Source organism: Paucibacter sp. Y2R2-4 (assembly GCF_025717535.1).
GTDB lineage: Bacteria > Pseudomonadota > Gammaproteobacteria > Burkholderiales > Burkholderiaceae_C > Paucibacter_A.
This window is the reverse complement of the sequence record NZ_JAJIRO010000003.1, coordinates 230,660-246,514: the sequence shown is the minus strand read 5'-3', so window position 1 is coordinate 246,514 and position 15,855 is coordinate 230,660. Positions and strand designations below refer to the sequence as shown.

Here is a 15,855-nt window from a genome sequence, read left to right as displayed (position 1 = left end):
CGCCGACCTGAATCAGCGATCTGCGATGGCCTAAATCCCCCGCAGCTCCAGGCGCACCAGTTGGAAGTGCACCTGCTCGCCCACCTGCTTCATGCTGACCAGGCGGAAGTTCTTGTCGTTGCCGGCCTTGTAGACCCGCTCGCTGACCGAGGCGCTGACTTCGTTGCAGCTGAGCCGCGTTGATTCATCACTGCCGGTCTTGGCTTCCTTTTTCGCCGGCTGCTTGACGCCTGCGCTGCAATTCAAGACTTGGCCATAGGGGCTCAGGGCGGCTTGATAAAAGCGATCAATTGCATCCAGGCTGTCGGTGCTGGCGAATTTTGAAACCAGCACCTTGAACTTGAAGGGGCCGAAGGACAAGCCGACAGTGGCCCCCGGCTTGTCGTCCTTGCTGTCGCGTTGCGCCATGGCGCCGGGGTAAAGAGGCAAGCCCATCTCTTGCAGATTGGCCTGTTCTTGCACACTGAGGCCGGCAGCAAAGCGCTGCTTGACGGGCTTGTCGCCATCCCTTGTGCTCAGCTCCAAGCTGCCTTCGGCGCGCAGCTCCTCGCTGTGAGCCCCCGGCGCGAAGGACAGACTGGCCAGCAGGCCCAGAGTCCAGACCGCCCCTATCAGCCGGCCACTGCGCGAACGCAATTTCGATGTTTGAGCCTTTGAGTTCATGAGCTGGCAACCCCTATCTAAAGCACAGTGTTGCCAATGTAAGTAGACCCGCCCAGCTCAGCAGCCCGCTTGCGACCGCCTGCAAAAAGCTCGGCATAGACGGTACAAACCCAGCCTAGGGCGTTGATGGGCCTTCAGCGCTGCTGATGGCCGGGGTTGCGCAAATACATATCGCGCAACATTTGCAACTCGCCGGAGTTGCGGATGTCCTCAAAGCCCTTGCGGAACTGGGCCAGCAACTGCGGGTCCACCTTGGGGTTGAAGGCAAAGTAACAGCCATAGCCGGGCTTCAAGACATGAACGACTTGCAAATCAGCGGGGTCATAGCCATTACGCTGAGCCTGGTAGGCGCTGGGCAACATCAGGCCCGCCAACAGGTCCAGCCGATCGGCGTAAAGCATGCGAACACCAATTTCGCTGCGTGAGGTCTGGTAGATCTCCGACTCAGGCCCCCCCGCATCACGCAGCAGCTGAACCGAGGGCGCGCCTCGGCCGGCCCCAATTTGCAATGGCCCAGCCGGATGTTGAGGGTCGAACTTCAGCTCGCCCCGGCGGCGCAGCTTCATCAACACAATGTCACAGGGGTCGATCGGCCCCACCCAGATGTATTGCGACTCGCGCTCCGGGCTTCGTACCGTCATATAGAGCACGCTATTGGGCTCCAGCGCCGCGTCACGAATCGAGCGCGCCCAAGGCATATTCAGGCGCTTCAGCTGCAGACCCTGGCGCTGTGCAATCCGGTCCAGCAGTTCATTGGCCATGCCACGATGCTCGGCGTTCTCGATATAGGCAAAGGGCGGCAGGTCTTCGCTGAAGCCGAGCAATTCATGAGCAAAAGCAGCCCAAGGCCATGCCAGCAGGACATAGAAGGCCCACGGGATCAAGCATTGCCTCAGGCATCGGGTGCGTTGCGTCACCACAGTTCTCCTGGTCGAGCCGAACACCGCCACTTTTGCGCTCCAGTGTCCCCCAAAAGAACAGGCCGTGCCACTTTGGCGCTAGCCCTGAGCGGCAGCGCCGCAGACTGTTGAAGCGAAAGCCGGCCGGCTCGAACGCGCAGCTCACCTCGCCCGCTACCATGGCGAGCGCTCGAAGGAGACCTCATCTCATGCCAGAAACCATTTTTGAAATCCCCAGCCTGCAAAGCCAAGACGACGCCGATACCGTCATGTTCGAGCTGCAAGATTTGCCTTGCGTCAATCAAGCCGATGTGGACCTGGCCAAGCGCCTGGCCTGGGTCAGTCACACCGCGATGATTTCGGCAGACGATATTGCAGCGGCACTGGCCGAGGCGGGCTATGAAAGCCGCATCGTTTAGCGTGTGAATGGAATTCCTGGCTTATGCGAAGTCAACAGCAGTACAAGAAGATCGGCGTCGTCGGCGGTGTGGCTTGGGCCTCGACGGTGGAGTACTACCGCCAGATCTGCCAATGGAGCCAGCTGCGCCATCGCGAGCTAGTGCGCAGCGGCACGCCGGAGATGCCGGAGTTCGCCATCGAGTCGGTCAATATTGCTGAGTCCCATGGGCGGCGCGGGGTGGCGGGTGATGAGGCGTCCTGGGCGCGCTTTGACGCCTACTTCCACGCCGCCTTGCTGCGCTTGCAAGCCAGCGGCGCGGACTTTGCCCTGATCGCCAGCAACACGCCGCACAAGCGGCTGGAGGCGATTCGGCGCGGCGTGGATATCCCAGTACTGAGCATTTTTGAGGTGGTGGCCCAGGCCTGCGCGGCGGCGGGGGTGTCGCAGTTGCTGATCCTCGGCACCGAGCCGACCATGCAGGGTCAGGCCTTGCCCGGGGTCTTGAGTCGGCATGGCATTGGCAGCTGTGTGCCCCTGGATGCGGGCGACCGCGTCTTACTCGCGGAGCTGATCGCCGAGCTGCAAGCCGGCGGATCGGGCTCGGCGGACTCAGCGGCACGCCAAATCGGCGCCTTGGCCGAGCGCGCTTTTGCTGCAGCAGCACAGCCCCAACAAGGACGGCGCGCGGTGGGCTTGGCCTGCACCGAGCTGCCCTTGGCCTTCCCGGCGCAGCTCGAACTGGCCAGCTTCGAGCATGCAGGGCATTTCTACATCAACACCAGCTTGATCCATGCCCGCGCGGCCTTTGAGATGGCGCTGCAAGACGGGCAAACGCTGGCGCGCCGGGCGGCGACCGAAGCCGACATCCCCGAGCTCTTGATCCTGCGCCGCCAGACCTTTCACCGATATATGGCCGAGGCCGGCATGGCCATCGACGCCGACACCGACCTGATCCGTGTGCGTTTTCAGTTAGAGAATGCCAGCGTCTTGCTGCTGGGCGGGCAGATCGTGGGCTTGATCAAGATGAGCCGAGGCGATGCCCAGGACCCGAGCGAATGGCGCATTCACCAACTGCAAATCAGCCCCCGCCTGCAAGGCCGGGGTTTCGGCAGTACCTTGATGCGAGAGCTGATGGCCGAGGCCGCAGCTGCCGGCGCCAGCTTGGGTCTGGGTGTCTTGAAGAACAACCCGGCCCAAGCGCTCTATCGCCGACTCGGCTTTGTCGATGAGGGCGAGAACGAGCGCGAGTTTCTGCTGCGCTGGCCTGCCCGCTGATTCAGCGCGAGTACAAACGCGGCACCCCGCTGATGAACAAGCCCGACTGAATCAGACCCTCGCTCACTTCGTAGATGGCCATCATGTCGACCTCGCCCGGGCCATCAGCAAAAATCCGGGTGATGGTTTCATGGTCGATCACCGTGTGCCCCTGGGCCGTAGCCATGACCGATCGGCTGAGCAATCGGGCATGCAAATTGGGCTCGGCAAAGCGGGCCTGAATGCGTTCGCCGATCTCGGCATGGCCTTGCGCCATGAGCGTGCCCGGGTAGGCGTATTGACGCGCATCGGGCGCATAAGTGGCCAACCAAGCGGCCACATCTCGGGCGTTGTAAGCGTCCAGCTGGGCTTGGATCAAGGCGATGGGGTCTTTGGGTTTTTGCGACATGGCGAGCATTGATAGTAATCAAGGGATCAGCGCTCTAAGAACTGGCTGACTGTCTGTAACCAAGCTTGCGGCTCTTCAGTGAAGGGCCGGTGCGCCGAATGTTCGAAAACCTGGGCTTGCGACAGCAGCGCTGGGTTGAGGGCCCGCTGCATTTCGTTCATCACGCTGGGCGGCGCCACCGGATCAAAGCGGCCGGTCAGCAAGAGCGTTGGCGCGGCCACCGCCTTCAGACGCGGCAGCAACTCCACATCACGCAGCGTGCCGCCCACGCGCCATTCGGGGTCGGGCCCCAGCATGGCCAGGTAGACCTGCAGGTTCAGTTGATCATTTGGGTTAGCGCTGGGCGCGCTCTTGAGCGGTGGGCTGGCGCGGTTGGCCCAATACAGCGGCTTGATCGCCTCGCCAAACAGTTCTTGCGCCTCAGGGCTGCCGCTGAGCTTCCCCTGCTCGCGCAGCTCCATCAAGGTCTGCCAACGCTCGGGGTCTTGGCGACGCAGCCAGTCGTTGAAAAAGTTGATCTGCTCCTGCCAGCTGCGCGCGCCATGCAAGGTGTTGCCCAGAATCAGATGGTCCAAAGCTTGTGGATGCTGCACCGCATAGGCTTGCGCCACCAAGCCACCGTAGGAGTGCCCGTAAAGCGCCATGGTCTTGAGCCCCAGATGCAAGCGCAGGCGTTCGAGGTCTTGCACATCACGCGCCAGGGTGTAGCGCTCCGGCTCACTGAGGCGCGACGATCGGCCGCGACCAATATTGTCCAGAATGACCACGGTGTGGTGCTGGGCCAAGGGCCGAAAGGCTTGGCGCAGGCTGTGCCCGCTGCCGCCCGGCCCGCCGGGCACCACCACCAAGACCGGCCCCTGGCCCAGGCTGGTGTAGGCCAGCATGCCATCGTCAGTTCTGAAACGAACCTCCGCCCAGGGCGCCTCGGCTTGTGGCGCCTGCGCCGTGCTGGGTAGGGCTTGCGGGCTCAAGTCGGTGGCCAAGACTTGCGGGAACTGGGTCGCCAGAACCAGGGTCAGACCCAACAAGGCGGCTATCAAAACAGGGCGTTTGGCGTTCATGAGGCGGGTCTTTCAGGTCGGCGGGTCAGGGGTCGGCAAGTCGGCAGCGCTCTCAAGCGGATCGGGCCTCTCGCCTTGCTGGGCATTTTGGGTTTGCATTCGCCGGCTGAATAGCGGCGATTTCTGCCCTGTTTGGGCAGTTAAACTGCCCAGATGGTTCAAGCCTCCCGACTTCCGCTGCAGTACATGGCGGCGTTTCGCGCGGTGGCGCGTGGCGAAAACGTGCGCGCCGCGGCCGAGCAACTGCATCTGACGCACAGCGCCGTCAGCCAACAAATCCGGGCGTTGGAGGCGCAGATCGGCTTCCCCTTGTTCCAGCGCGCCGGGCGCGGCATCCAACTCAATGCCGCCGGCCGCGCCTTGCAAAGCGCGCTGGAAAAGGCCTGGACCGAGTTGGAGCTGGGCCTGCGCGCCGCCAGCGCGGCCGATGGCAGCCGCATGCAAAGCCTGAACATCACCTGCACACCTTCGTTCGCCCAGCGCTGGCTGATCCCGCGCCTGGGCCGCTGGCAAGCCGCGCACCCCGACATCACGCTCAAGCTCTTCACCTTGCAGCGCGTCATCGATCTGGAGCAAGAAGGCTTTCAGCTGGCCTTGCGCCAGGGTGCCGGACCTTGGCCGGGCTTGGTCAATGAGGTGATGATGGAGTCGCGCCAGATCGTGGTGGCCGCGCCGGACCTGGCGCAGCGTTTGATGAACGCACCGCTGCAAACGCTGGCGGGAGAATCGCTGTTGGGAGACGCCGAACAATGGACGCAGTGGTTTGCCCAAGCCGGCCTGGCCTGCCGCGTGGTGCCGAGCGCCAGCTTCAATGACGGCGGCCTCTTGGTGCAAGCCGCCGAGCAAGGCATGGGCGTGGCGCTGGCCCGCGAACTGCTGTGCGCCGATGCTTTACTGGACGGGCGCCTGCAGCGCCTGCCCGGCCCCACGCTGGACGGCATGAGCCAGCGCCGCTATCACATCGTCTATCCGCCAGCGCTGCGCGAGGAGCCCGCGCTGCGCACGCTGTGCGAGTGGCTGCATGCGGAAATGGCCGAGTCGGCACGGCGGCTGCAGGCTTTGACTCCGCCCTGATCGGATCCGGGCCTCAATGCCCCTCAGCCCGCTGGCCGGTACTGCATGCCCGGCGCATCATCGGGGCGGCTGATAAAGCCATGCTGCACGTAGAAGGGCGACTTGCCCTTGGCGCAAAACAGCTGAATATCGGTCACCCCGGCGGCCAAGCAGTCCTGCAGCAAGGCCCGCAACAAGGCCGAGCCTATGCCCTGCCCTTGATGCTCGGGGTGCACGATCATCTCGGTGATGAAGGCATGCAAATGGCCGTCTGAGATGACTCGAGCAAGGCCCACCAAGTGGCCCTCAAGGTAGGCGCTGCGGCTGCGCCAGGAGCCCGCAAGCGCCGCTTGATAGAAGCCCGCTTCGCGAGCCACCGGGCCCCAGCCCGTGGTGTCGTAAAGGGCTTTGAAGGCCGCGGCCGAGGGCAATTCGGCCTGCAGAACAAAAGGCTGGGCAGCGGAGGGCGTGGTGGATGGCATGCGCAAACTGTAGCGAGGTGAGCGCCGCGCAAAAATTTTTGCGCCAGTTCTGAATCCTTTGGAGACGTTCGAGCCTCTAGGCCTGAGTCACACACTTCAACCTAGGATTCAGACACCTTGTTCTTCCTCAAACGCAATCTACCCACATGGGAACGCGCGTTGCGCATTGCCGCCGGCGTGATCATCGGCGCCGCACTGTTCCAGGGCGTTTTCAGCGCCGGCCTGATCAGCTATTTGGCGCTGGCCACCGCCGCCACCCTGGTGCTGACCGCCTTTGTCGGCTTCTGCCCAGCCTGCGCCATGGTGGGCCGGCGCTACTTGGAGAAGTAAAAATGATCCGTGCCGAAGCGCAATTGATCGAGGCTGCCTCGCGCGGCGAGGTCGGTGCGGTACAGCGCTTGCTCAGCGTTTGCCAGCCCGACCTGAAGCGCTTCGCGCGGCGCACCTGCTCAAACACTGAAGATGCCGAAGACGCGGTGCAAATCGCGCTATGGCAGCTGTACCGCAAGATCGGGGCGTTGCGCACCGTGGCGACGTTTGCGACTTGGATGTTTCGCATCGTCGAGCGCGAGTGCTACCGCCTGCTGCGCCTGCGCAGCAAGGCCGAAGACTTGGACGAGTTGGCGCCGCAAGACATGCCTCTTGCGCCCCAGTTGCCCACCGATCTGCGCATGGACCTGGTGCGCGCCATGGAACGCCTGACGCCGCCCTACCGCGAGGTCTTGATCTTGCGCGATGTGCATGAACTGACGGCGCCCGAAGTGGCCGCCCAACTCGGGCTCAGCCTGGAGGCGGTGAAAAGCCGGCTGCACCGTGCGCGTGCTCAGGTGCGAGAACAACTGCTGGCCAGCGGCTATTGGATGAAAGACGACGGGGGGCTGGAGGCACCTCGCAGTGCAGGTGAAGCTTAACCAAGGACCAGGAGTCATCCATGTTTTGCAGCAGCTCTGTCTTCGTTCATTTATTGCGCGGCGCCGTCGGCCTAGCGCTGTTTGCCAGCGCCACTTGCTTCAATCAAACCCTGGGCAGCGCGGGTTCGGTGCTCGCGCTTGTTGGCGCCGTGCTCTTGATGCGCGGATGCCCCATGTGCTGGCTGATAGGCTTGCTTGAAACTGTCAACAAGCGTTCCCAAAGCAAGCGATAGGTAGGCCAGGCTGTGGCAGGGAATCAGCGACGCCTCAGGCCTCGCCGTTGACGCTGAGCGGGAGCTTGGGCCTGGCATAGCTGAGCGTCAGAATCTCCCAGGCATGACCGTCAGGCTCGCTCCAGTAAACCAGCTTGCCGCCAAACGCATGATTGACCTGGTGATCGTTGGCGCCTATCGGAGAACTTCGATAGGGCAAACCCGCTGCCTTGATACGGGCCAAGATGGCATCGAACTCATCGTCCGTCACGCGGAAGCAGTAATGCTGCTGAGGGACGGGCTCGGGCCATTCATCGAAGTCCAGGGTCAGAGCCTCGTTCACATACACCGGTGAGAACGGCCCGATTGCCGCCTGTTCTGCCCAAGGGACGGCAAGCAGGTGCGCCAGCAGGCGGGCCGCAGCGACTCGGTTCTTGGCCGGAACGATCAGGTGATCAAGTTGGGCTGGCATAGGAACTCCCAGTGAGGGCTAAAGGCCGCACGAAGGCCTGGGCTGCCAAGCGCAAGCCATGGCAAAGTGAGCAAGCCCAGAGGCGTAGCGCCCTGCCCTCGCGGACAGCACATGGCGCTCTTGCCCTGCGCCTGCATGCAAGCGGTTCACAATTTTGCGCCAGAATTTGCGCATGCAATCAAGACAGCCCTTGTGGCTCAGTTGCGGGTCCAATCGGCTGGACGCAGTGGGTTGCTGACGGCGGATGGCGGATGGCGGATGGCCGATGGCGCAAATCAGGCCATACTCCGATCCGGCAGCGCGGCCGCTAAGCCGGCGAGAAGCAAGCTATTTTTCAGGAATTGCCGATGCAGATGAAAAACGGAGGGCTCGCGCTGGCCTGGGTGGCTGCGGTCGCCTGGCAAATGCCCGCTGTGGCCGATACCAGCACTTTTGACCTGGCGCTCAAAACCCATTTGCTGGCCATAGAGAAAAGGGACTGGGCCGGGTTCGATGCGACCCTGACGGACTCCGATACCTTGAGCTTCGTCTTGGCCAGTGGCAAGTTTTCCAAGACAAAGGCCGACTTTAGGAAAGCCACCCAGGCTTGGCTGACGGACCCCGACTGGTCTTGGAGCTATCAAGTCTTGAGCAAGAGCTCGAATGCCAACACCGGCGTCGCCGTGCTGGATGTCCAGTACAGCGACAAGAATGCCGCAGGCCTCGAGTACAGGCTGCACTATTTGCTCAGCTTGGTTTTCAGCAAAGAACAAGGGGGCTGGCGCTTGGTCCATGACCAGAACACGCTGGTGTCACACCCTAGCGCCGACCGACACTGAAGAAAGAATGCTTGCCACGCTGTTCAAGGCCGGCCCTCAAGCCATGCTCAAGCGCATCCATCATGCCGCCATCATCTGCTCCGACTACGCCGTCTCGAAGCGCTTCTACACCGAGTGCCTGGGCTTGCGGGTGATTGCGGAGCACTACCGCGCCGAGCGCAAGTCTTACAAGCTCGATCTGGCGCTGCCGGACGGCTCGCAGATCGAGTTGTTTTCTTTTCCGGGTGCGCCGGCTCGCCCTTCCTACCCGGAGGCGCAAGGGCTGCGGCATCTGGCCTTTGAGGTGGAAGACATCGAAGCCTGCTGCCATACTTTGGCCTCACAGGGCGTTGCCGTCGAAGCGATTCGTTTGGACGAGTTCACCCAGCGACGCTTCACCTTCTTCGCCGACCCGGATGGATTGCCTTTGGAGTTGTACGAGAGCGCGGCTCCGGCGATAGACGCCGAACGGGCTTAAAACTCAAGCCCATCAGATTTTCAGAAAGTCAATAGCAGCCATGAGTCGCTATCTCGGAACTTGTCTTTGTGGGGCCGTGGCCCTGGAGGTGGAAGGCGGCATCACGTCCATCATCCATTGCCATTGCTCCAAATGCCGAAAGGCCAGCGGCACGGCCTATGCCACCAATGGCTTTATCCAGCGCAGCGGCTTTCGAATCACTCGCGGCGAAGAATTGATTCAGCGCTTTGAGAGCACACCCGGGCGCTATCGCTATTTCTGCGGCCAATGCGGCTCGCCGCTGTACAGCGAGAACAGCGCCGACCCCAGCCGCCTGCGGCTACGCCTGGGCATACTCGATTCTGAAATCACCGAGCGCCCGATGTCGCACAACTTTGTGACTTCCAAGGCTTGCTGGGAAGACTTGGACGCTCAGCTGCCGCGTTATGAGGCTTATGAGCCCGGTCGCTGAAACCTGAGTTTTCCTTTAGGGCTCGCCCGTCTTGGGCTCCAAACGCGCCAGCAAGATCGCCAAGCTGCGGTCCAAGGTCGCCAACTCAGCCGAACTCAAATCGGCCAGGATCTGCCGCTCATTGAGCACGTGCGCCTCCACGGCCTGGTCGATCAAGGCCAAGCCCGCCGCGGTCAATTGCACCAGCACGCTGCGCGCATCGTCCGGGTTCGGCAATCGCTGCACCAAGGCGCGGGTCTCGAGACCGCGCATGCGGTGCGTCATGGTGCCGGACGTGACCATCAGCGTCGAGAACAGCGCCGTGGGCGCCAGGCAATAGGGCGCACCCGAGCGGCGCAAGGTGGCCAAGACATCGAACTCCCAGGCGCTCAGCTCAAACTGGCTGAAGGTCTCTTCCAAGCGGCGCTGCAAGAGTGCCGAACAACGGCGCAGGCGCCCGATCGGCCCCATGGGGCTGGCGTCCAGGTCGGGCCGCTCGCGCGCCCACTGGCCCAGGATCTTGTCCACCGCATCGCCACTGCCTGCCTTGGGCCTCGTCATGATCAGGGTCTCGCATTTATCTTGACTTCAAGATTATCTCACCGGACAATTTATCTTTAATTCAAGATAGTTTTCCGACATGAGCCGCGCGCCCGCCCACCAACGCATCACCGACACCGCCCTGACCGCCCTCGCCCCGCTGATCTGGGGCTCAACCTATATCGTCACCACCGAGTTGCTGCCGCCCGGCCTGCCGATGACGGCGGCCTGCATACGCACCTTGCCCGCCGGCCTTCTGCTGGTGTTGCTGTGCCGGCAACTGCCGGCGCGTGGCGATTGGCTGCGGCTGCTGATCCTGGCCTTGCTGAACATCGGCGCCTTCCAGGCCCTGCTCTTTGTGGCGGCCTATCGCCTGCCCGGCGGCTTGGGGGCGGTGATAGGCGCGACGCAGCCACTGCTGGTCATGGGCTTGGCCTGGGGCGTGGGCAAGCAGGTGCCGGCGCTCTCCGGCGTAGCGGCCAGCCTGATCGGCGTGGCCGGCATGGCGGCGCTGTTGCTGGCGCCGGGCCTGCGCTTTGATGGCACCGGCATTGCGGCCGCTGCCGCCGGCGCGCTGTGCATGGGCTGCGGCACCTTTTTGACACGGCGCTGGCGCTTGTCGCTGTCGGTCTTGAGTCTGACCGGTTGGCAGCTGCTGCTGGGCGGCCTGATGCTGATGCCCTTGGTGTTCTTGCTGGACCCACCGCTGCCGCATCTGAGCGCCACGCAGTGGGCCGCCTATGCCTATCTGAGCCTGTTCGGCAGCCTCTTGGCCTACGGACTTTGGTTTCGCGGCGTCAAGCGGCTGAGCCCGGTGGCCGTGTCTTCGCTGGGGCTCTTGAGCCCCCTGGCGGCGGTCTTGCTGGGCTGGGCCCTGCTCAATCAGGCACTGCGCGGCCAGGCCTTGGCCGGCTTGGCCGTGGTGCTCTTGAGCGTGTTGGCGGTGCAACTCAGCGCTGCACGCTAGGCAAGCCCCGCTTGACAGGCCTGAGCCGGCTGGCCAAGCTCTGCTCTCAAGAGGAGCGCTTGGAGACCGCAGGGGATGGAATATTCGTTCGACTTTCAAATGGGCCAGATCCACGCCCTGCTGGCCTGGTTCAGCGTCACCATTTTTCTAGTGCGCGGCCTGGCCTACCAGTTCGGCGCCCAGTGGGAACTGGACAGCCGCCTGAGCGTGCTGGTCTTCGGCATCGACTTTGTGCTGACCATCACCGGCCTGAGCCTATGGGCGCTGCAGCGCCTCAACCCCATGTATGACGGCTGGCTGATGGGCAAGCTGATTGGCCTGGCCTGCTACACCTTTTTCGCGCATTGGGCCATGAGCCGTAACGCCTTCCATCTGCAGAGCTATCTGCTGGCCCTGCTCTCGCTGGCCTACATGATGGGCGTCTCGATGACCCGCAGCCCCTGGTTGGGGTTGTAGGGGTCATTCGAGGTTTCAGAGCTGCTTGGGCTCAGTAAGCCGTCCAGCCGCCGTCGGTCGCATAGGTCGCGCCGGTCAGGTTGGAAGCTTCGTTCGACAGCAAGAACAGCATCATCGCGACCTGCTCACCCACCGTGGCCGGGCGGCGCTTGGAGTCGGCATAAGCCATGATGCTTTGCGTCTTGATGCTGCCCATCTTGGGGCCCTTGGCGGCCTTGCTGGCGGCCATCACCAGCTCGGTGGCGCGCGCAACCATGGGCGTGTCGGTGGCGGCCATATTGACCGAGTTGACGCGAATACCGTAAGGCGCGTAGTCGATCGCGGCATTGCGGGTCAAACCGGTCACCGCATGTTTGCTGGCCACATAAGCCGGGTTGCCCGACAAACCGGTCAGGCCGGCGATCGAGCCCACATTGACGATGGCGCCGCCGCGGCCTTGGGCCACCATTTGCTTGAGTTCCGCGCGCATGCTGCGGAATACACCGGCCGAGTTGCTCAGGAACACCCGATCCCAATATTCGTCCGAAGCTTCATGGATGGGCGCGAAGATCAGCGACTTTTGCTTTTCATAGTCGATGGCGTCGCCCGAGTACACGCCGTCCATCACGCCCGCGTTGTTGATGGCGAGGTCCAAGCCGCCAAAAGCATCGACGGCGGTCTTGACCATCAGATCGCAGGTCTTGGTTTCACCCACATGGCCCGGCACGAAGACAGCGCGGCCGCCGGCAGCGCGGATGCGCTCAATGACTTTGGCGCCCAGCTCGGGGATCCAGTCGACGCCCACCACATTGGCGCCCTCACGCGCGGCGCGGATGGCGGCGGCTTCACCCATGCCACGGGCACAGCCGGTGATCAGGATGGTCTTGCCCTTGAAGCGGTCCGGCGTGAACTGGTCCTTGGGCACCGGCTCGATGTCTTTGATGCCGACGCCGGCCTGGGGCCCGCCCTGAAACTGGGCCGAAGCCCCAGTGGCAGCTGCGCTCGCGGCGGCCATCACGGCCACGCTCTTCATCAAATCACGACGTTCCATCTCAAACTCCCTTTGCGTGTGGAAAAAACTGATCAATAGCCGATGCGGACAAAGAACATGGTGCTGATCCAGGGGCTGGAATGGCTGCCCAGCCCTTGATCAATCGCCTTGCCGGCATAGGTGGCGGCCACATGGCCTTGGAACATGATGTTGCGGTTCAAGAAGTACTTGGCCGTCAGGTTCAGCTCAGTGCCGAGTTGCTTGGACTGCAGCATCGACAAGGCCGGGTTGCCGCCCAGATTGGTCAAGGAATCGGCCTGGAAGATCCAGTACTGCGGCACCAGCTCGATATTGGCTTGCGGCTTCAGGCGCGCTTGCAGGCGGTGAGCGATCAGGTTGGAGTCCTGAAAGATCTTGAAGTGGTTGATGCCCTGCACCCAGGTCTCGCCATTGCCGCCGGAGAGCAAGGGGTCCCAGCGCTCGAAGCGCGTGGTGTCGGCCTTGTCGCCGGTGAAGCGGGCATAGCGGTAGCTGAGGGTGGGCGACCAAGCCGCCTTGGCAAATACATAGCCCAGCTCGGTGGAGTAGCCTAAGGCCTGCATATCAAACTTGCTGTGAGTCTGACGCGCAAACTCAGCGGCAATGAAAGGCCCCGCACCGCCGGTCGGCGCCGGCTGCCAACGCACGCGGAAGTCCAGCGCTCGCAGGCCTTCACGCTTGAGCTGGCTGGTGGTGGTGTAGTAAGAGCCCTGCGACTTGGGCACATGCAAGGCGGTGAAGCCCAGGCTGAAGTCATTCAGCGCCGTGGTTTCGACATTGATGCCCTGGATCTGCGTCTTGGAGTCCACCTCGGGGATCTCGTCGGGGTCGACGTGGAAGGCTTCGAGCTTCCAGTCGTTGTAGGCGAAGCGCGCCAACCATACCTGATCGCCGGCCCAGCGTGGGTTGGACTGCAGCGCCGCACGGTTCAAGCCATTGCTGGCGGTGTTGACCAGCAGCATGCCCTCGCCGATGCTGAAACGCTGGCGCCCGGCGGACAGGTTGTAAACAAAACGGTCACCCTGAGCGGACACATTGCCGCCGACCAGGCCGACAAAAGCGTCTTCCATCGCCACATGGCTGCGGGTCTTGTCGGTGAACAGCTCCTGCCCCACCGAGCCGCTGGCGATGACGCTGGCGCCGCCATAGGCGTAGACGGTGTCGCTCAGCGGCGTGATGCCGTAAAGCCCGGCCTGCACAAAGCCTTCCAGCCATTGGCTATAGCCCTTGCCGGCCGGCTTGCCCACCGCAAAGGGGTTGCCATTGAGCATCAGGTCGTCGCGGCCGAACCAGGCATTGTGATTGCCGTAGTACATGCCCAAGGTTTCCAGCTTGGCGCGCAGCAAGCTGCCATTGGCTTGGTACAGATTGGGGAACTGCGGAGCCGCCGCCACCGAGGCCGCGGCAGAACCCGCTTGCTTGAGCGTGACGTCGACCTGCAAGACCACGCCGCCGGTGGCGCCATTGCGCACCTCGTGCGCGACCGACTGGATCTCGGGCACACGGGACAAGCGCGCCAAGGCAGCGACCAAGCGGTCTTCAGAAAAGCTGCTGCTCGGGTAGGCCGCCAACGTGCGGCGAACCTGGTCTTCGATGCGCGAGTTCAGTGCGCTATCCGCACTCGGGTTGCTGATCGCGACTTGAACCGACTCGATCCGCTGGTTGGCAAAGGGTTCGGTCTTGACCTGCGCCAGCGTCGCGAGGGGAGCCGCTAGGCCGCACAAAAGGGCCAGGCGTGAAAGTGGGAAGGTGCTTCGCATAAGGGTCAAAGGCAGATGAATGCTCAGCGCCGCCGGAACTTCGGCGGCGCTCTTTGACCCCAAGCCTAGCAGAGCAATTTGTCGTCTGCGGGGCTTGACATGCTGTGAAGGCTGAAGCGCCTCAAGCCGAAGCGGAGGCTTGAGGCTCGGTGATCAAGCGGCGCAAGAAAGGGATCAAGAGCGCCAGCACCACGCCCACCGCCACACTGCCCACGCCCAGCTGAGTGAACAGCAGGCTGTAGGCCGGGTTGCTCACCAAGGCGGTGGTCTCGGGCGGCTGGGCCACCATGCCGGAGAAGTCGGCCGCGAACAGCGAGGCAAGACCTGTCACCAGCATCCAGCTGCCCATCATCACGCCCTGGTATTTGCGCGGCGCCAGCCGGCCGATCATGGCGTAGCCCACCGGCGAGATCAGCAGTTCGCCCACGCTTTGCAAGACATAGCTGGTGAACAGCCAGACAAATGCCACCTGACCATTGGCATCGGCCAGCGAGATGCCCAAGGGCAAGGCCAAAAAGCCCAGGCCCATCAGCACCAGCGAGGCCGAGAACTGCTGCGGCACATCCACCGGCCAACCGCGTGCGCGCAGGCGGGTGAACCAGGCGGCCAAGAGCGGCCCGCCGATCACGATCACCACCGTATTGATGTTCTGCACCCATTGCGGCGCCACCGTCACGCCCCAGAGTTCCAGCTTCACATTGCCTACGGCAAACAGCTGCAAGCCGCTGGGTGCCATCTGGTAAAGCGACCAGAACATCAGCGAGCCCAGGGTCAAAATCAAATAAGCCCACATGCGCTTTTTCTCGGCCGCATCGGGGTGCTTGAGGGTCAGATACAGCAAGGACGCGGCCACGGCAGCGCACACCCACTTGAGCAGGGCGCCGGTGTCCTTGGGGTTTTGCAAGAGCAACCACAGCAGCGGCACCAGGCCGATCAGAATCGCCACCCCGGCCGCAAAACGCAGGCGGAACTGTGCGGGGCTGGCCTGCATCAAAGGCGTGTCCAGATCGGCCAAGGTCTTCCAAAAGATCAGCGACAAGACGATGGACAAAGCGCCGCCAAGCGTGGCGAACAAGAACAGGCTGTTGTAGCTCTCGCTCAGCTGGTAGTGGCCCGCCATCGTGAAGCCGACGAAGAAGCCGATATTCATGCCGGCGTAGTTCCACAGGAAGGCGCTCTCGCGGCGGCTGTCTTCCGGCGCATAGCGCTGGGTCAGCATCATGTTCAGGCAGGTCACGTTCAGGCCGCTGCCCACCAGGAAGAGCGCCAAGCCCCAATAGAGCAAGTCAGAGGTACCACCGGCAATCGCCGCGCAGCCCAGCACTTGCAGCACCATACCGCCGACAAAGAGATTGCGGTTGCTCAAGAAACGCCCGCCGAGATAACCGCCGAACAGGTGCAGGCCGTAGTTGAAGGCGCCGAACACGCCCATCATCATCGAGGCCTTCTCGGAGGCGAAGCCCAGGTGCTTGGTTACATACAGCACCAAGCTGGAATACAGCACCGCATAAGCCAGCGTGGCGAAGATCTGAATAAAGAAGAGCACGCCCGCGCCTTGTGGGACGGCGGCCAAAGAGGGTTTTGCGGTGGACAAGATGGCTC

At 62.8% G+C, this 15,855-nt stretch carries 20 protein-coding genes; 10 read left to right on the top strand and 10 right to left on the bottom strand.

Going from position 1 to position 15,855, the window contains the following annotated elements; translation table 11 throughout:
- Window positions 1-30: 30 nt before the first annotated feature.
- Together LNV06_RS12330 and LNV06_RS12325 are read right to left on the bottom strand one after the other, a co-directional pair.
- Window positions 31-663 (bottom strand): hypothetical protein, encoded by a 633-nt coding sequence (locus tag LNV06_RS12330; RefSeq protein WP_263538587.1) that lies wholly within the window; start codon window positions 661-663, stop codon window positions 31-33.
- Window positions 664-797: 134 nt separating this feature from the next.
- A complete protein-coding gene (locus LNV06_RS12325; RefSeq protein WP_263538586.1) occupies window positions 798-1,580 on the bottom strand; it encodes a substrate-binding periplasmic protein in 783 nt (260 codons plus the stop codon).
- A 191-nt stretch (window positions 1,581-1,771) separates the two neighbouring features.
- Between LNV06_RS12325 and LNV06_RS12320 the strand changes: the two genes are divergently transcribed.
- Both LNV06_RS12320 and LNV06_RS12315 read left to right on the top strand, forming a co-directional pair.
- Entirely contained in the window at window positions 1,772-1,981 is a 210-nt protein-coding gene (locus tag LNV06_RS12320; protein ID WP_263538585.1) for a heavy-metal-associated domain-containing protein, read from the top strand.
- Between the two features lie 23 nt (window positions 1,982-2,004).
- Complete coding sequence (locus tag LNV06_RS12315) at window positions 2,005-3,237, top strand: GNAT family N-acetyltransferase (RefSeq protein ID WP_263538584.1); 1,233 nt, start codon at window positions 2,005-2,007, stop codon at window positions 3,235-3,237.
- 1 nt (window position 3,238) lies between these two features.
- On the opposite strand, the gene LNV06_RS12310 is transcribed toward LNV06_RS12315, so the two are convergent.
- Together LNV06_RS12310 and LNV06_RS12305 are read right to left on the bottom strand one after the other, a co-directional pair.
- Window positions 3,239-3,625: a nuclear transport factor 2 family protein gene (locus LNV06_RS12310; RefSeq protein ID WP_263538583.1), complete on the bottom strand. Its 387-nt coding sequence runs from the start codon at window positions 3,623-3,625 to the stop codon at window positions 3,239-3,241.
- Between the two features lie 26 nt (window positions 3,626-3,651).
- On the bottom strand, window positions 3,652-4,686 hold the full coding sequence (locus tag LNV06_RS12305; protein ID WP_263538582.1) for an alpha/beta fold hydrolase: 1,035 nt from the start codon (window positions 4,684-4,686) through the stop codon (window positions 3,652-3,654).
- A 153-nt stretch (window positions 4,687-4,839) separates the two neighbouring features.
- On the opposite strand from LNV06_RS12305, the gene LNV06_RS12300 reads away from it, so the two are divergent.
- The gene (locus tag LNV06_RS12300; RefSeq protein WP_263538581.1) at window positions 4,840-5,760 is read left to right on the top strand and encodes a LysR substrate-binding domain-containing protein; all 921 of its coding nucleotides are present in this window, start codon (window positions 4,840-4,842) and stop codon (window positions 5,758-5,760) included.
- Window positions 5,761-5,783: 23 nt separating this feature from the next.
- Here the strand turns inward: LNV06_RS12300 and LNV06_RS12295 are convergent, their stop codons facing one another.
- Window positions 5,784-6,221, bottom strand: a complete 438-nt coding sequence (locus tag LNV06_RS12295) for a GNAT family N-acetyltransferase (protein WP_263538580.1) — start codon at window positions 6,219-6,221, stop codon at window positions 5,784-5,786.
- Window positions 6,222-6,338: 117 nt separating this feature from the next.
- Here LNV06_RS12295 and LNV06_RS12290 point away from each other — a divergent pair, with 117 nt between their 5' ends.
- Complete coding sequence (locus LNV06_RS12290; protein WP_263538579.1) at window positions 6,339-6,551, top strand: YgaP family membrane protein; 213 nt, start codon at window positions 6,339-6,341, stop codon at window positions 6,549-6,551.
- 2 nt (window positions 6,552-6,553) lie between these two features.
- Window positions 6,554-7,132, top strand: coding sequence for an RNA polymerase sigma factor (locus LNV06_RS12285; protein ID WP_263538578.1), 579 nt, complete (start codon window positions 6,554-6,556; stop codon window positions 7,130-7,132).
- A 267-nt stretch (window positions 7,133-7,399) separates the two neighbouring features.
- On the opposite strand, the gene LNV06_RS12280 is transcribed toward LNV06_RS12285, so the two are convergent.
- The gene (locus LNV06_RS12280; RefSeq protein WP_263538577.1) at window positions 7,400-7,816 is read right to left on the bottom strand and encodes a VOC family protein; all 417 of its coding nucleotides are present in this window, start codon (window positions 7,814-7,816) and stop codon (window positions 7,400-7,402) included.
- Between the two features lie 347 nt (window positions 7,817-8,163).
- Here LNV06_RS12280 and LNV06_RS12275 point away from each other — a divergent pair, with 347 nt between their 5' ends.
- The 3 genes from LNV06_RS12275 to LNV06_RS12265 are packed head-to-tail and all read left to right on the top strand — an operon-like array spanning window position 8,164 to window position 9,542.
- Entirely contained in the window at window positions 8,164-8,634 is a 471-nt protein-coding gene (locus tag LNV06_RS12275) for a YybH family protein (protein WP_263538576.1), read from the top strand.
- A gap of 43 nt (window positions 8,635-8,677) precedes the next feature.
- Window positions 8,678-9,091 carry an SMU1112c/YaeR family gloxylase I-like metalloprotein gene (gloA2, locus tag LNV06_RS12270; protein WP_263539130.1) on the top strand — a complete coding sequence of 138 codons (414 nt, stop codon included), beginning with the start codon at window positions 8,678-8,680 and terminating at the stop codon, window positions 9,089-9,091.
- Between the two features lie 40 nt (window positions 9,092-9,131).
- Window positions 9,132-9,542, top strand: a complete 411-nt coding sequence (locus LNV06_RS12265; RefSeq protein ID WP_263538575.1) for a GFA family protein — start codon at window positions 9,132-9,134, stop codon at window positions 9,540-9,542.
- A gap of 15 nt (window positions 9,543-9,557) precedes the next feature.
- On the opposite strand, the gene LNV06_RS12260 is transcribed toward LNV06_RS12265, so the two are convergent.
- Complete coding sequence (locus tag LNV06_RS12260; RefSeq protein WP_263538574.1) at window positions 9,558-10,082, bottom strand: MarR family winged helix-turn-helix transcriptional regulator; 525 nt, start codon at window positions 10,080-10,082, stop codon at window positions 9,558-9,560.
- 79 nt (window positions 10,083-10,161) lie between these two features.
- Here LNV06_RS12260 and LNV06_RS12255 point away from each other — a divergent pair, with 79 nt between their 5' ends.
- Window positions 10,162-11,028: an EamA family transporter gene (locus LNV06_RS12255; RefSeq protein WP_263538573.1), complete on the top strand. Its 867-nt coding sequence runs from the start codon at window positions 10,162-10,164 to the stop codon at window positions 11,026-11,028.
- Window positions 11,029-11,103: 75 nt separating this feature from the next.
- Complete coding sequence (locus LNV06_RS12250; RefSeq protein WP_263538572.1) at window positions 11,104-11,484, top strand: SirB2 family protein; 381 nt, start codon at window positions 11,104-11,106, stop codon at window positions 11,482-11,484.
- A 31-nt stretch (window positions 11,485-11,515) separates the two neighbouring features.
- On the opposite strand, the gene LNV06_RS12245 is transcribed toward LNV06_RS12250, so the two are convergent.
- The 3 genes from LNV06_RS12245 to LNV06_RS12235 form a co-directional block, all read right to left on the bottom strand.
- Complete coding sequence (locus LNV06_RS12245; protein WP_263538571.1) at window positions 11,516-12,514, bottom strand: SDR family NAD(P)-dependent oxidoreductase; 999 nt, start codon at window positions 12,512-12,514, stop codon at window positions 11,516-11,518.
- A gap of 32 nt (window positions 12,515-12,546) precedes the next feature.
- Window positions 12,547-14,253 (bottom strand): alginate export family protein, encoded by a 1,707-nt coding sequence (locus tag LNV06_RS12240; protein ID WP_263538570.1) that lies wholly within the window; start codon window positions 14,251-14,253, stop codon window positions 12,547-12,549.
- A gap of 121 nt (window positions 14,254-14,374) precedes the next feature.
- Entirely contained in the window at window positions 14,375-15,847 is a 1,473-nt protein-coding gene (locus LNV06_RS12235) for a peptide MFS transporter (RefSeq protein ID WP_263538569.1), read from the bottom strand.
- Between the last annotated feature and the right edge of the window lie 8 nt (window positions 15,848-15,855).

What these genes read in the sequence shown, in the direction of transcription:
- LNV06_RS12260 (WP_263538574.1), bottom strand. Translation starts at nt 10,082, where the DNA reads ATGACGAGGCCCAAGGCAGGCAGTGGCGATGCGGTGGACAAGATCCTG.
- LNV06_RS12320 (WP_263538585.1), top strand. Translation starts at nt 1,772, where the DNA reads ATGCCAGAAACCATTTTTGAAATCCCCAGCCTGCAAAGCCAAGACGAC.
- LNV06_RS12255 (WP_263538573.1), top strand. Translation starts at nt 10,162, where the DNA reads ATGAGCCGCGCGCCCGCCCACCAACGCATCACCGACACCGCCCTGACC.
- LNV06_RS12300 (WP_263538581.1), top strand. Translation starts at nt 4,840, where the DNA reads ATGGTTCAAGCCTCCCGACTTCCGCTGCAGTACATGGCGGCGTTTCGC.
- LNV06_RS12285 (WP_263538578.1), top strand. Translation starts at nt 6,554, where the DNA reads ATGATCCGTGCCGAAGCGCAATTGATCGAGGCTGCCTCGCGCGGCGAG.
- LNV06_RS12315 (WP_263538584.1), top strand. Translation starts at nt 2,005, where the DNA reads ATGCGAAGTCAACAGCAGTACAAGAAGATCGGCGTCGTCGGCGGTGTG.
- LNV06_RS12265 (WP_263538575.1), top strand. Translation starts at nt 9,132, where the DNA reads ATGAGTCGCTATCTCGGAACTTGTCTTTGTGGGGCCGTGGCCCTGGAG.
- LNV06_RS12310 (WP_263538583.1), bottom strand. Translation starts at nt 3,625, where the DNA reads ATGTCGCAAAAACCCAAAGACCCCATCGCCTTGATCCAAGCCCAGCTG.
- LNV06_RS12275 (WP_263538576.1), top strand. Translation starts at nt 8,164, where the DNA reads ATGCAGATGAAAAACGGAGGGCTCGCGCTGGCCTGGGTGGCTGCGGTC.
- LNV06_RS12305 (WP_263538582.1), bottom strand. Translation starts at nt 4,686, where the DNA reads ATGAACGCCAAACGCCCTGTTTTGATAGCCGCCTTGTTGGGTCTGACC.
- LNV06_RS12240 (WP_263538570.1), bottom strand. Translation starts at nt 14,253, where the DNA reads ATGCGAAGCACCTTCCCACTTTCACGCCTGGCCCTTTTGTGCGGCCTA.
- LNV06_RS12280 (WP_263538577.1), bottom strand. Translation starts at nt 7,816, where the DNA reads ATGCCAGCCCAACTTGATCACCTGATCGTTCCGGCCAAGAACCGAGTC.
- LNV06_RS12295 (WP_263538580.1), bottom strand. Translation starts at nt 6,221, where the DNA reads ATGCCATCCACCACGCCCTCCGCTGCCCAGCCTTTTGTTCTGCAGGCC.
- gloA2 (WP_263539130.1), top strand. Translation starts at nt 8,678, where the DNA reads ATGCTCAAGCGCATCCATCATGCCGCCATCATCTGCTCCGACTACGCC.
- LNV06_RS12330 (WP_263538587.1), bottom strand. Translation starts at nt 663, where the DNA reads ATGAACTCAAAGGCTCAAACATCGAAATTGCGTTCGCGCAGTGGCCGG.
- LNV06_RS12250 (WP_263538572.1), top strand. Translation starts at nt 11,104, where the DNA reads ATGGAATATTCGTTCGACTTTCAAATGGGCCAGATCCACGCCCTGCTG.
- LNV06_RS12245 (WP_263538571.1), bottom strand. Translation starts at nt 12,514, where the DNA reads ATGGAACGTCGTGATTTGATGAAGAGCGTGGCCGTGATGGCCGCCGCG.